Source organism: Amaricoccus sp. W119, assembly GCF_047275745.1.
Classification (GTDB): domain Bacteria; phylum Pseudomonadota; class Alphaproteobacteria; order Rhodobacterales; family Rhodobacteraceae; genus Amaricoccus.
This window is the reverse complement of the sequence record NZ_JBKQWU010000001.1, coordinates 45,173-57,758: the sequence shown is the minus strand read 5'-3', so window position 1 is coordinate 57,758 and position 12,586 is coordinate 45,173. Positions and strand designations below refer to the sequence as shown.

The window sequence follows — 12,586 nt, the reverse complement described above, 5'->3', positions numbered from 1 at the left end:
CCCGGCCAGCCGTTCAACCTCAGCGGCCCGACCGCGGCCGCGTCGCGGATAGTATCTTGTATCCGCCTTCCTCGGACAGACGTTCCCAATGCTTGAAACGCGCGTCCAGCGTCGACTCGTAGGGCAGCTGGCGATTGGCGACCATCAGGAACTGCCCCGAGGGCTTCAGGATGCGCGCGGCCGCGTCGATGAAGGCGGCGCCGAGCTCGGGCTCCGCCGCGCGTCCGCGGTGGAAAGGCGGATTGGCGATCACCGCGTCGTAGGGCGGGACGCCGCGGCCCAGACTGGCCACATCGGACCAGTGGAAACCGGCGCGCGGATCGGTCACGTTCAATCGCGCCATCTCGAGCGCGCGGGCCTCGGCCTCGTAGAGATCGACCCGCTCGACGCGCGGATCGGCCTTGAGCGCGCTCAGCGACAGCCAGCCCCAGCCCGCGCCGAGATCGGCGACCCGGCCCTTGAGCCTGCCGGGGAGGATATCGGCGAGGCGGAGGCTGCCAGGATCGATACCCTCGGCGGAGAAGATGCCGGGCTCGGTGAAGAAGCCGTCCGCGTTTCGCGCGGGCCGAGCCGCTTCGCGCCAGCGGTCCACCGCCTCGGGCAGGCTCGCCGGGCGGCGAAGCCAGAAGACGCGGCCATGCGCCTTGGTCAACTGACCCTCCAGGGGCAGCACGGCCCCGACCTGCTTTGCGAGGCTGTCGACGCCCTCGGTCTTGGCGCCGTTGACGACGATCAGGCCAGCCTCGGGCAGGAGCGCAAGCGCCCGCGCGATATTGCCGAAGTTCTCCGCCCGCGAGCGGGTCAGCGCGACGATCGCGGCCGCCACCGGCGCCTCCGCGCGCGGCGTCACCTCGAAGCCCTGTTCGCCCAGCAGATCATGCGCGAATCGGAGGCTCTGCTCGCACAGGAGCCGGCCGGGCCCGATGAGGCCGAGCGCCGGGCCCGATGTCGCGCGGATGAACAGGATCGGTCCCGTCACGGGCAGGTCGAAGGCCTGCGACGCGATCGCCGTCGCGAGGCGGTCTGACTGGGGCATGGGGTCCGGGCCGGGGCCCTATTCCTTTTCCATCGTGCACTGCAGGGGGTGCTGGTTGCGCCGCGCGTAATCCATCACCTGGGTGACCTTGGTCTCGGCGATCTCGAAGGAGAACACGCCGACGACGGCGAGGCCCTTGCGGTGCACGGTCAGCATGATCTCGATGGCCTGCTGGTGATTCGTGCCGAAAAACCGTTCGAGCACGTGCACGACGAATTCCATCGGCGTGTAGTCGTCGTTCAGGAGCAGGACCTTGTAGAGCGGGGGGCGCTGCGTCTTGGTCCGCGTCTCCGTCAGGAGACCGGATTCGCCTTCCGGGGTTTTCTTGTCCGACCCTGTCATCGCGGTGGTGCTTCGGTTCTCGTCAGCCTCAAGACCTGAAGCCAAGAATATATGCGTTTGGCCGCGATTGGAAAGGGTTGCCGCGCGTGCTTTCGCCGCGCCGGCCCCCGCGTCCCGGTGCGATGATCCGGCCCGGATGATCGTGGTCAGGCCGGGTTCATTCCCCGAACGATGGCCGAAATGATGGCCCAGACGACAAAGGACCCGACGGTTTCCCGCCGGGTCCAAAACTCGTTACTCACGGCGCGCGACGTGGCGCGCCTTGTACCAATCAGTAAACTTAGAGCGAGAACGACTTCAGCTGCTCGGTCGCGGCGGTCACACGGGCGCCGATCGGAGCGGAGATGTCCTTGGCGGCGGCCGAGTAGATCTCGTTCATCTTGGTGGTCTGCTGCATCAGGCCCTCGAGGGTGCTCTGCGCATAGGCGGTCTGCTTCTCGAAGAGCTCGGTCATCGTCTTCGCGGAGGCGAATTCCTGCGCGGCGGCGACGCCATCCTCGAAGACCTTCTTCGAGTAGGCGGAGAGCTCGGAGCCGATGCCCTCGGCGGCCTTCGCGGCGATCTCGGAGGACTTCACGAACGCGTCGACATTCTCCTGCGAGAAGGCGGTCAGGCCTTCGATGCCCTTCGAGAACTTCTCGATCTGCTCGGAGACGTTCTTCTGGGCCTCGGCGGTCAGCGCCTCGACCTTCTCGGCGGCCTTCGCGGTCGCATTCTCAACGGTGTTCGCGACGTCCTTGGCGGTCGCCTCGGCAGCTTCGGTCGCGTCCTTGGCGGTACGGGTCGTCGTAGCCATCATGTATCTCCTATGGTTTGCCGTCTTGAGGGTTTGATACGCCTCTCGCTGCGCCGCGTCAAGGATTATATTGCACTGCAACACAAACGTCATCGGCACGCGCGCCATATCAACGCAGGACTGCCACGCCTTGAAACAAAAGTGTTTTCCCGCTGGGGGACTCGTGCTAGCGTTAAGCGAAAATAAACGTGGCGCGGCTTAGCGTCGCGGTGAGGCAGAGGCGCGAATCCGCGCCGGAGGGCAGTGATGGTCAGCACCGAGGTCCGCGGGGCAATCCTCGCGTTCGTCCTGTCGCTATGCGCGGGCATGGCGCATGCGCAGCAATTCGCATCCTATGTGATGGACGCACGCACCGGGAAGGTGATTCAGGCGACCAACGCGGAGACCAAGGTGCATCCCGCCTCGCTGACGAAGATGATGACGCTCTACATCGCCTTCGATCAGATCCAGCGCGGCCGGATCTCGCTCGACCAGAAAGTCAGGATCAGCGACAACGCCGCCGCCGAGCCGCCATCCAAGCTCGGGCTGAAATCGGGGCAGCGCATCGAGATGCGCTACCTGATCAGGGCCGCGGCCATCAAGTCGGCGAACGACGCCGCGACCGCGATCGGCGAGGCGATCGGCGGGTCCGAAGCCGGTTTCGCGAAGATGATGAATCAATATGCGACGGCGATGGGGCTGCGGAACACCACCTTCAAGAACGCGAACGGCCTCACGCGATCCGGGCATATGTCGACCGCCCGCGACATGGCCGAGCTCGGCCGGCGCGTCTACTATGACTTTCCGCAGTACTACAACATCTTCAGCCGCGAGGCGACATCAGCCGGGCTGAAGACCGTCAAGAACACCAATCGCCGTCTGCTCGACGCCTATCGCGGGGCGGATGGGATCAAGACCGGGTACACTCGCGCGGCGGGCTTCAACCTCGTCTCCTCGGCGCAGCGTGGCGATGAGCGCGTGATCGTCGCGGTGCTGGGCGCGCGCTCCAGCGCCGCGCGCAACGCCGAGGTGGCGCGGCTGATGGATGTCGGCTTCGCGAAGATGCCGAGCCGGGCGCGGATCGCGATGCCCGCGCCGCTCAACCTCGGCGGAAGGAGCACGGCGGTCGCGAGCCTCGGCGCGACGCCTCCCTCGGCGGGTCGGCCCGGCGCCGTTCAGTCGAGCGCGAGTCTGGCGGCCGCGCCATCCGTGGTCGCCGCGCTGGCAGCGGAAGATCCCGGCCTCGCCGCCGCCCGGCCGCTTCCCCGGGTGATGAGCGCCGACGCCGCGATCACGCGCAACAGCGCCAGCATCGCCGCCGCGATCGCGGAGGTGAACAGCGAACTGAAGGCGAGCCGCGCCGCCGATATCGTCGCGCTGACCGATGCCGGTCGCCCGGCGCCCCGGCCGGGCGGTGCCCGCCTGGCCGATGCGGCGCCCGCCGCGCCCGGAGCCGGCGTCGAGTCGGCGTCCACCTTCGCCGCGATGGCTCCCGCGGCGCCGTCGGCCGCGGCCGGGCCGGAGGGCACGATGGTCGCGAGCAATGACGCGGGCGTGCTGTCCGACGCCGGCGCGCTCGGCGGCGACCGGGACTGGGGCATCCAGATCGGCGCTTTCCGATCCAGGGGCGACGCCGAGCGGCAACTCCTGACCACGGCGCTTCAGGATGTGCCGGAACTCAACGGCGGCCTCCGCCGGGTCGAGGCGGCGAAGGTGCAGGGCGTGACGGTGTTCCGCGCGCAGTTCGTCGGCCTGACGCGCCGCGGCGCTATGGGCGCCTGCGAGACGCTGAGCCGCCGCACCACCGACTGCCTGCCGCTGGCTCCCGGGATCTGACCCGGATCTGAGACGCGGATCTCGGGCCGACTGGCGGCTGACTCTGGCCGGAGATCGGGTCCGGGGACCCGGCGACCCGTCGCTCCGCCGGGTTTCCTCCACACGCGAGAAACGAAAAACGGCCAGCGACGTGTCGCTGGCCGTTCCGAGTTGCGCCGCGCGGCGGCGGCGCGGGGGGCTCGTGCTCAGAAGCCGAGGCCCTCGTACTTCTTCTTGAACTTCGACACGCGGCCGCCGGTGTCGAGCAGACGGGCCGAGCCGCCGGTCCAGGCCGGATGCGCCGAGGGATCGATCTCGAGCGTCAGCGTCGCGCCCTCCGCGCCATAGGTCGAGCGCGTCTGATAGGTGCTGCCGTCGGTCAGCTTCACCTCGATCATGTGATAGTCGGGATGGACGTTCTTCTTCATCGCGGCGGTCCTCAGGCGTTCGCGTCGGCCGGGGCGGCCTTCTTTTCGCGGTAATTGGTCTTCTCGACGATACGGGCGGATTTGCCGCGACGCTCGCGCAGGTAGTAGAGCTTCGCCCGGCGGACCTTGCCGCGGCGGACGACCGTGATCGAGTCGATGTTCGGCGAGTGGAGCGGGAAGACGCGCTCGACGCCCTCGCCGAAGGAAATCTTGCGGACCGTGAAGCTCGCGCCGATTCCGGCGCCGCCGTTGCGGGCGATGCAGACGCCCTCATAGGCCTGGACGCGGGAGCGGGTGCCCTCGGTCACCTTGAAGCCGACGCGCACGGTGTCGCCGGCGGCGAAGTCGGGAATGCTCTTCCCGAGTTCCTTGATCTGCTCGGCTTCGAGCTGCTGCAGCAGGTTCATCTCAGTCGTCCTTCTCAGGCTCGCCTTTGGCGGCGATGGTCTGCGCGTCCGAGAGCTCTGCTTCTCCCGCCGGGTCCGCGCATGTCCTTTCGACATGGGCCCGCCAGAGATCGGGACGACGTTCCTTGGTCAGCCTCTCCGCCTGGGTGCGTCGCCACTCGGCGATCCGTCCGTGGTGCCCCGAGAGGAGAACCTCGGGTATCCGCAGACCTTCCCATTCGGTCGGGCGTGTGTAGTGCGGGTACTCCAAAAGGCCGTTCGAGAACGATTCCTCGACCGACGACTCGGCATTGCCCAGAACGCGGGGTATAAGGCGGACGCAGGCGTCGATCAAGGCCATGGCGGCGATTTCACCCCCCGAGAGGACGAAATCCCCGAGCGAGACCTCGGCGATGCCCCGCGCGTCGAGCACACGCTGGTCGATCCCCTCGAACCGGCCGCAGATGAGCGTGACGCCGGGGCCGCTGGCGAGACTCCGGGCCATCATCTGGTCGAATCGCGGCCCCCGGGGCGAGAGATAGAGCGTCGGGCCGGTCGCGCTGGCTTCGCGGGTGGCTTCGCAGGTGGCGGCGTCGAGCGCGGCGGCGATGATATCGGCGCGGAGCACCATGCCGGCGCCGCCGCCGGCGGGGCTGTCATCGACGGTACGGTGCCTGTCCGCCGCGACGGAGCGGATGTCGAAGGGCGCGAGCGTCCAGAGTCCGTCCCGGAGCGCCCGGCCGGTGAGGGAGGCGCCGAGGGGGCCGGGGAACATCTCCGGAAAGAGGGTGAGGACCCGCGCGGTCCACGGTGGTGTCCGGGGCGGGGTCATGTACGTGTTCCGGGCGCGGCTTCGCCGCGTGGCCGCCATAGCGGCCATTCGGAGCGCGCGGGTGCGCGCGAGTCCTTTCGCTGGAGCCGAGCCTGTTGGCCCGGCTCTCGACTGCTCTCCAAATCAGCAAACCTGTATGAGACCGTTTGGGACATGGCCCGGCGCTCCGCTCGTGGTTCGCGGGATCAATCGTCGGCGGGGGCGTCGAGCCCTTCCGGCGGGTCGGCGATGATCCTGCCGCCGGCGAGATCGACGGTCGGAACCGCCGCGCGGGTGAAGGGCAGCAGCAGGTCGGGCCGGCCTGGCCGCGCGATCTCGAGGATGTCGCCGGCGCCGTGGTCGAGCACCGCCCTGACCTTGCCGAGCGCCGCCCCGCCGGTGTCGAGCACCGCGAGGCCGATCAGGTCGGCGTGATAGAACTCGTCCTCGCCCGGGTTGGGCAGCCGGTCGCGCGGTACGTAGAGCCGCGTGCCCTTCATCGCCTCCGCCTGTTCGCGCGTTGAGACCCCGGTCAGCCGCGCCGCGAAGGCGCCGGAGAGCGTCCGGGTGATGCGCAGACCAAAGCCCCGCCCGTCCTCGGTGACGAGCGGTGCGTAGTCGGCGATCGCGGCGGGGTCGGCGCAGAAGGACTTGAGGCGCACCTCGCCCTGAACGCCGAAACCGCCGGCGATCGCCCCGACGCAGACGAGACCTCGCGGATCAGCCATGACCGTTTCCCGAGCGCGGGCGCGTTCCCGAGGGAGGCGCCGGGCGCCGCTTATTCGGCGGCGGTTCCCTCGGCGGCGGCGGCCTTGTCGGCGCGTTCCTTGGCGCGGGCGACGGCGGCCTTGCCCGGCTCACCCTGCTTCGGGTTGCTGCGGGCCTTCTTCTCGACGACGCCGGCCGCTTCGAGGAAGCGCGACACACGGTCGGTCGCCTGGGCGCCTTCGCCGAGCCAGTACTTCACCCGCTCGAGGTCCATCTTGACGCGGTTCTCGTTGTCCTTCGGCAGCAGCGGGTCGTAGGTGCCGAGCTTCTCGAGGAAGCGGCCGTCGCGGGCATAGCGCGAGTCGGCGGCGACGATCGCATAATGGGGACGCTTCTTGGACCCGCCGCGGGCGAGCCGGATCTTCATGGCCATGCTGTCAACTCCTGTTCATGGTCTGGTCTTGGGCTCCTTGCGAGCCCCCGTTTTCGAGATGCTTCTCGTGATGCCTGATGACTTCGGAGATGATGAAGTTCAGGAATTTCGTTGCGAAGACGGGATCGAGATCCGCCTCCTTCGCCAGCCCTTCCAGCCGGGCGATCTGGTTCGATTCCCGGGCCGGATCGGAGGGCGGCAGGTCGTGGGCCGCCTTGAGCACGCCGACCGCCTGGGTGTGCTTGAACCGCTCGGCGAGCGCGAAGACGAGGATCGCATCCAGCCGGTCGATCGACTCGCGATGCCCGCGCAGCAGTTCTGCGGCCCGGCGGACATCATCCGGGTTGGTCGCGACTCGCCAGTCGCTCCCCCCATCGGGGTCGCTGTCGCGTGTGTCGTCGGGTGTTTCGGCGATCATTTCTTCTTCCCCAGCCCCGACAGCCCGGGCGGAAGCGTCATGCCCGGCGGCAGGCCGCCCGGCCCGCCGGGCAGTCCGCCCGGCATCGGCGGCAGCCCGCCCGGCATTCCGCCCATCCCGGGCGGCATGCCGCCGCCCTTGCCGAGCAGCGCGCCGAGGCCGCCGCGCAAGAGGCCCTTCTTGCCCATTCCGCCCATCTTCTTCATCACATCGGCCATCTGCCGGTGCATCTTCAGGAGCTTGTTCAGGTCCGAAACCTCGAGCCCCGCGCCGGCGGCGATCCGCTTCTTGCGGCTCGCCTGCAAAAGAACCGGGTCGCGGCGTTCCTTCTTCGTCATCGAATCGATGAGCGCGATCTGGCGGCGGAGCATCCGGTCGTCGAGCCCGGCCTCGTCCATCTGCTTCGTCATCTTCTGCATGCCGGGCATCATGCCCATCAGGCCGGACATGCCGCCCATCTTGATCATCTGTTCGAGCTGGCCCTTCAGGTCGTTCATGTTGAACTGACCCTTCTGGAAGCGCTTGACCATCCGCTCGGCGGCTTCGGCCTCCAGCGTCTCCTGCGCCTTCTCCACGAGGCTGACAATGTCGCCCATGCCGAGGATGCGGCCCGCGATCCGCTCGGGGTGGAATTCCTCGATCGCGTCCATCTTCTCGCCGAGGCCGACGAAGCGGATCGGCTTGCCGGTGACGGCGCGCATCGAGAGCGCGGCGCCGCCGCGGCCGTCGCCGTCCATCCGGGTGAGCACGACGCCCGAGATGCCGACGCGGCCGTCGAACTGCTCGGCGACGTTGACCGCGTCCTGGCCGGTCAGGCCATCGACGACGAGCAGCGTCTCGCGCGGTTTCGCCGCGTCGCGGACCGCCTCGACCTCGCTCATCAGTTCATCGTCGACATGGAGCCGGCCGGCGGTGTCGAGCATCACCACGTCGTAGCCGCCGAGCGTTGCCTGCTGCTTCGCGCGGCCCGCGATCTGGACCGCCGTCTGGCCGGGCACGATCGGCAGCGTATCGACGCCGACCTGGGTGCCGAGAACCGCCAGCTGCTCCATCGCCGCGGGGCGCCGCGTGTCGAGCGAGGCCATGAGGACGCGCTTGCCCTCGCGATCCTTGAGCCGTTTCGCCAGTTTCGCCGTGGTCGTCGTCTTGCCCGACCCCTGCAGACCCACCATCAGGATCGGCGCGGGCGGGTTGTCGATGCGCAGTTCCGGGCTCTTGCCTTCGCCGGCGAGCACGCGGACCAGCTCGTCATGTACGATCTTCACCACCTGCTGGCCGGGGGTCACGGATTTGGTGACGGCCTGGCCCTTGGCCTTCTCGGTGACGGACTTGACGAAGTTCCGCGCGACGGGCAGCGAGACATCCGCCTCGAGCAATGCGACGCGGACCTCGCGGAGCGCGGTCGCGATATCGTCGTCGGAGAGCGCGCCCTGACGGGTGAGCTTGCCGAAGACTCCGCCGAGGCGGTCGGACAGATTCTCGAACATGGCCTCTCCAACGCTGATCGCGCCGGTGGGCGCGACGCGCTGACCGACGGCGATCCTGGGACGACACACAGGACCGGAGTGCTTTCACGCTCCGGAGATTGGCCATGGGCCTTACGGGAAACGCGGGGCGGGGTCAAGGCGATCGGTGGGGGCGATCAGTGGAGGGGGGAGCGGTGAAGGGCGAATGGTCAGGGCCGGCCGCTCAGGGCATGGCCCCACTTCGGCCGAGACTTCGGGCCCCGGCCGGCGGGCGATCGGCCCTAGCGAACTGACGCGAGGCCGGCGCATGGTGTCAGCGCATCCGCTGACACCATGCGCCGGATGGCCCGGTCAGGCGTGGGTCGCCGAGCCGGCGTGCGTGGTCGCCGGCTCCGCCGGCGGCGGCGCCGCGGGATGTACGAGACGCGGCCGCGTTCCGTCCTCCGACAGGCGACGGCGGCGCAACTCTGCGAGGCGCGTCTCCAGACCGACGCTGGCGGGAAGGCCCATGATGCCGAGGATCTCGGCCCAGCGATGCGCCCAGTCATGCCGCTCCAGGCTATCGAGACGGTTCGACCTGCCGATCTCGGCGAAATGGGCCGCCTCCGCGTCGAGACGGTCGAGGAAGGCGTGCACCAGCGCAGGGTCCTCCGGCATCTCGATCACGGGCTCCGGCGTGCTGAACAGCCCCTCGAACTCCGGCACCTTCGGAGCGGCGCCGATCATCACCGCCCCGCTCCTCGCACCCTCGAAATAGCGGGTCGAGATCGCGGTCTCGAACCTGCCGCCCGGAAGCGGCCTGAATGGCGGCCAGACGAAGAAGTGCTTGGCCCGGGAACCCATGTCCGCGTTCTGCCGCCGGGCGGCGCCCCATTCCTTCACCTCTTTCACCTTCCAGAGATCGAAGAGATAGAACCGATCGTTCCGGCAGGCGTAGTCGTACATGGCCGCGTGCACCGGTGCGTGCCGGCGGCCGATGCAGAGATAGTCCACGGTGCGCTCGCGCGCATAGGCGCGCTCGGGCAGCATGAGCGTGTCGGTGGCGGTCGGCAGATAGGTGACGGGCGCCTTCGTGTAACGCTGGATCAGCGGCGCGCTCGCCTGGCAGAAGACGAAGACATGGTCGAAGGCATCGAGGTGCCGGTAGAACTCCTTCTGCTCCTCCACCGCGGTCGACCATGTCTCCAGGACGAAGACGCAGGCCTTCCGCGACCGCTCCCGCCACCCGGGGACGGAATTGATCTCGGGGATCTGACGCGGGAACTGGCAGGCGAAGAACGCCAGATCGAACTCGCCTTCCACCTGGGTCGGCGGCGCGGTCACGGCGCAGGACTTGCCGAGACGGATCATCGCCCGCTGGCGGAGCTTCCTGTACCCCTCCCAGCGCGACCATTGCTCGCCGCCCGGCCTGGGTGCGACGAATGTGGCATTCTCGATCTGTTTCAGGACCTCGAAGAGTTCATAGAACACGCCGTTCCACGCGGCGGGAACGAGGTTCTGCAGCGAAAACAGAAGTGTACGACGATCGGCAACAGCACTCATGGGCGCTGAAACGCGCGTTTCCATTACAATTGGCCCCCCTACAATGCGCATGAAGAATGAACTCCGTCGGTTTGCGAGACAAGAGAATTCTACACGAGGGGCCGGTCTTTCCCGTTACTTAACTGCAGGTTGAGTAAACACGTTTTACCATGACTTAAGGGATATAGCCGATGAGTTCCGGTGCTGCTCGCAGCGTCGCGCCACTGCCGGGTGCCCGGGTCATGGAGACATGTGCCCGACGGTCTGGGCGCATCGGTCAGCTCTGCCTCGGGGTGCGGCTTGCCCGACCCCGGCCCAACCCTAGGAATCGTGCGCGCGGAGCGGTGGCTCAGCCGAACCGGCCGCCCTTCTGGATCACCTCGATCTGGTAGCCGTCCGGGTCCGCCACGAAGAAGAACCGTGCCAGCGTCGCGCCACCATGCTGGAAATCGACGAGCTTGCGCGGGTTCAGCCCGGCCTCGGTGAAGCGGGCGTGTTCGGCGTCCAGGTCGTCGACCACCAGCGCGAGGTGCCCGTAGCCGTCGCCGAGATCGTAGGCTTTGGTCCGGTCCTTGTTCACGGTGAGTTCCAGTTCGAACGCGGTCTCCGGGTTCGACAGGTAGATCAGCGTGAACGTGTCGAAATCGAGCCGGTCGGCGATGCCGAGCCCGAAGGCCTCGCGGTAGAACGCCAGCGAGCGCGCCTCATCGCGCACGCGGATCATCGAATGCACCATCCTGGCCATGAGCCCCCCCTTCGCAGTGGTGTCAGCATGCCGCCCGGCCGGGTGGAAAGGCAAGCACGCGGCGATGCCCTCGCGGGGCCCATGAAGTCGCAGGTCGCACGGATCGGCGTCCCGCCCTCCGCTCCAGCCGCGGATGGTCCTGGGCGCCGGGGGCCACAGGCTTGGCGACCCTCGGCTGGAAGGCGCGGCGCGCGGCGCCCTCAGGCGGGCAGCGCCGCGGGCCGTTCGCGGATCGGCAGGTGGACGATCGCCGAGAAGGCGCCGACGCCGATCCCGATCCACCAGACCAGCGTGTAGTCGCCGAAGGTGTCGTAGAGCTGCCCGCCGAGCCAGACGCCGAGGAAGGCGCCGATCTGGTGGCTGAGGAAGACGATGCCATAGAGCGTGCCCATGTAGCGCAGCCCCCAGATCTGCGCCACGAGCCCCGAGGTCAGCGGCACGGTCGCGAGCCAGAGCGCGCCCATGAGGACGGAGAAGATCAGCACCGAGGCGGGGGTCATCGGCGCGAGGATGAAGGCCGCCGAGACCACGGTTCGCGCGACATAGATCTGCGCGAGCAGGTATTTCTTGCGGAAATGATTGCCGAGCGCGCCCGCGAGCAGCGTGCCGCCGATATTGGCCAGCCCGATCACGGCGATTGAGAAGGCGCCGAGCGCCGAGGTCGTGGTGATGCCGAGGCTCGCGAGCAGGCTGCCCGAGGCGATCGGCGCGCAGACCTCGGTGATGAAGGCGGGGAAATGCGCCGTGATGAAGCCGAGTTGATAGCCGCAGGAGAAGAAGCCGAGGAAGATCAGGACGAAGCTCGGATCGCGAACCGCGCGGCCGACGATGGCCGACATCTTCTCCTCGGTCAGCGTCGGTGCCGGAGCGTGCTCCTTGGGGCCGATGAACGGCAGGAGCACCAGCACGGCGAGGATCAATACGGCGAAGACGATGAAGACCGAGGTCCAGGGCATGACGCCGAGCATGATCTCGGCGAAGGGCGGTCCGAGCACCTGTCCAGCCGAGCCCGCCGCCGTCGCGATGCCGAGCGAGAGCGAGCGGGTCTCGGGCGAGGCGGCGCGGCCGACGATGGCGAGCAGCACGCCGAATCCGGTCCCCGCGATGCCGAAGCCGATCAGCACGTTGAGCGTCTGATGGCCGATCGGCGTCACCGACTGCGAGGACAGGACCAGCCCCGCCGCGTAGAAGATCGCCCCGAGGATGATCGCGCGCCGATCGCCGAATCGCTCGGCTATGGCGCCGAAGATCGGCTGGCCGATGCCCCAGGCGAGGTTCTGGATCGCGATCGCGAGGGAGAATTCGGCGCGCGGCCAGTCGAACTCGATCGCGATCGGGATCTGGAACAGGCCGAAGCTGGCCCGGATGCCGAAGTTCACGAGCAGGATGATGCAACTCGCGACGAGAATCGGCGTGACGATCCCGGAGGCGGGCTTGGACGGGGAAGGCGCCATGGACGAGTCTCCGCTGGAGGGCCGCTCCTCTTCTACCGCGTCGCGCGCCGCGTCAAAGCACTTTCCGTGATGGCGTCCATCACACCCGATGAACCGCACGGGTTTCCCCACGTCGGTCGATCGGCGCCTGGGCGGCGGCGCGGGCGGGAGCGGGGGGCGCCGCCGTTGACCTGTCCGGCCGAGATGGTAGGGAGAAGATCCCGCGCCCCGGACCGCGCTGAGAGGCCCAATGACCGACAGTCCCGCCC

At 68.3% G+C, this 12,586-nt stretch carries 13 protein-coding genes and 1 pseudogene; 1 reads left to right on the top strand and 13 read right to left on the bottom strand.

The features are described 5' to 3' along the window. Positions 1-19: 19 nt before the first annotated feature. The 3 genes from ACLJK8_RS00255 to ACLJK8_RS00245 form a co-directional block, all read right to left on the bottom strand. Entirely contained in the window at positions 20-1,036 is a 1,017-nt protein-coding gene (locus tag ACLJK8_RS00255) for a class I SAM-dependent methyltransferase (protein WP_413147945.1), read from the bottom strand. A gap of 18 nt (positions 1,037-1,054) precedes the next feature. Further along, positions 1,055-1,378 carry an ATP-dependent Clp protease adapter ClpS gene (clpS, locus tag ACLJK8_RS00250; protein ID WP_413147944.1) on the bottom strand — a complete coding sequence of 108 codons (324 nt, stop codon included), beginning with the start codon at positions 1,376-1,378 and terminating at the stop codon, positions 1,055-1,057. 280 nt (positions 1,379-1,658) lie between these two features. Beyond that, entirely contained in the window at positions 1,659-2,174 is a 516-nt protein-coding gene (locus ACLJK8_RS00245) for a phasin family protein (RefSeq protein ID WP_413147943.1), read from the bottom strand. Positions 2,175-2,420: 246 nt separating this feature from the next. Here ACLJK8_RS00245 and ACLJK8_RS00240 point away from each other — a divergent pair, with 246 nt between their 5' ends. After that, a complete protein-coding gene (locus ACLJK8_RS00240) occupies positions 2,421-3,989 on the top strand; it encodes a D-alanyl-D-alanine carboxypeptidase family protein (RefSeq protein ID WP_413147942.1) in 1,569 nt (522 codons plus the stop codon). Positions 3,990-4,174: 185 nt separating this feature from the next. Here the strand turns inward: ACLJK8_RS00240 and rpmE are convergent, their stop codons facing one another. The 10 genes and pseudogenes from rpmE to ACLJK8_RS00190 form a co-directional block, all read right to left on the bottom strand. Continuing rightward, a complete protein-coding gene (gene rpmE, locus ACLJK8_RS00235; RefSeq protein ID WP_413147941.1) occupies positions 4,175-4,396 on the bottom strand; it encodes a 50S ribosomal protein L31 in 222 nt (73 codons plus the stop codon). A gap of 11 nt (positions 4,397-4,407) precedes the next feature. After that, positions 4,408-4,803, bottom strand: a complete 396-nt coding sequence (gene rplS, locus ACLJK8_RS00230) for a 50S ribosomal protein L19 (RefSeq protein WP_413147940.1) — start codon at positions 4,801-4,803, stop codon at positions 4,408-4,410. A gap of 1 nt (position 4,804) precedes the next feature. Further along, positions 4,805-5,614, bottom strand: coding sequence for a tRNA (guanosine(37)-N1)-methyltransferase TrmD (gene trmD / locus ACLJK8_RS00225; RefSeq protein ID WP_413147939.1), 810 nt, complete (start codon positions 5,612-5,614; stop codon positions 4,805-4,807). A gap of 185 nt (positions 5,615-5,799) precedes the next feature. After that, the gene (gene rimM / locus ACLJK8_RS00220; protein ID WP_413147938.1) at positions 5,800-6,321 is read right to left on the bottom strand and encodes a ribosome maturation factor RimM; all 522 of its coding nucleotides are present in this window, start codon (positions 6,319-6,321) and stop codon (positions 5,800-5,802) included. A gap of 50 nt (positions 6,322-6,371) precedes the next feature. Then, on the bottom strand, positions 6,372-6,734 hold the full coding sequence (gene rpsP / locus ACLJK8_RS00215; RefSeq protein WP_413147937.1) for a 30S ribosomal protein S16: 363 nt from the start codon (positions 6,732-6,734) through the stop codon (positions 6,372-6,374). Positions 6,735-6,738: 4 nt separating this feature from the next. Then, a pseudogene (locus tag ACLJK8_RS00210) lies at positions 6,739-7,074 on the bottom strand (chorismate mutase); the annotation flags it as partial. Between the two features lie 74 nt (positions 7,075-7,148). Continuing rightward, on the bottom strand, positions 7,149-8,639 hold the full coding sequence (ffh, locus tag ACLJK8_RS00205) for a signal recognition particle protein (protein WP_413147936.1): 1,491 nt from the start codon (positions 8,637-8,639) through the stop codon (positions 7,149-7,151). A 330-nt stretch (positions 8,640-8,969) separates the two neighbouring features. Next, positions 8,970-10,088, bottom strand: a complete 1,119-nt coding sequence (locus tag ACLJK8_RS00200; RefSeq protein ID WP_413147935.1) for a glycosyltransferase — start codon at positions 10,086-10,088, stop codon at positions 8,970-8,972. 400 nt (positions 10,089-10,488) lie between these two features. Next, positions 10,489-10,884 (bottom strand): VOC family protein, encoded by a 396-nt coding sequence (locus ACLJK8_RS00195; protein ID WP_413147934.1) that lies wholly within the window; start codon positions 10,882-10,884, stop codon positions 10,489-10,491. A gap of 200 nt (positions 10,885-11,084) precedes the next feature. After that, positions 11,085-12,338, bottom strand: a complete 1,254-nt coding sequence (locus ACLJK8_RS00190; protein ID WP_413147933.1) for an MFS transporter — start codon at positions 12,336-12,338, stop codon at positions 11,085-11,087. Positions 12,339-12,586: the final 248 nt, after the last annotated feature.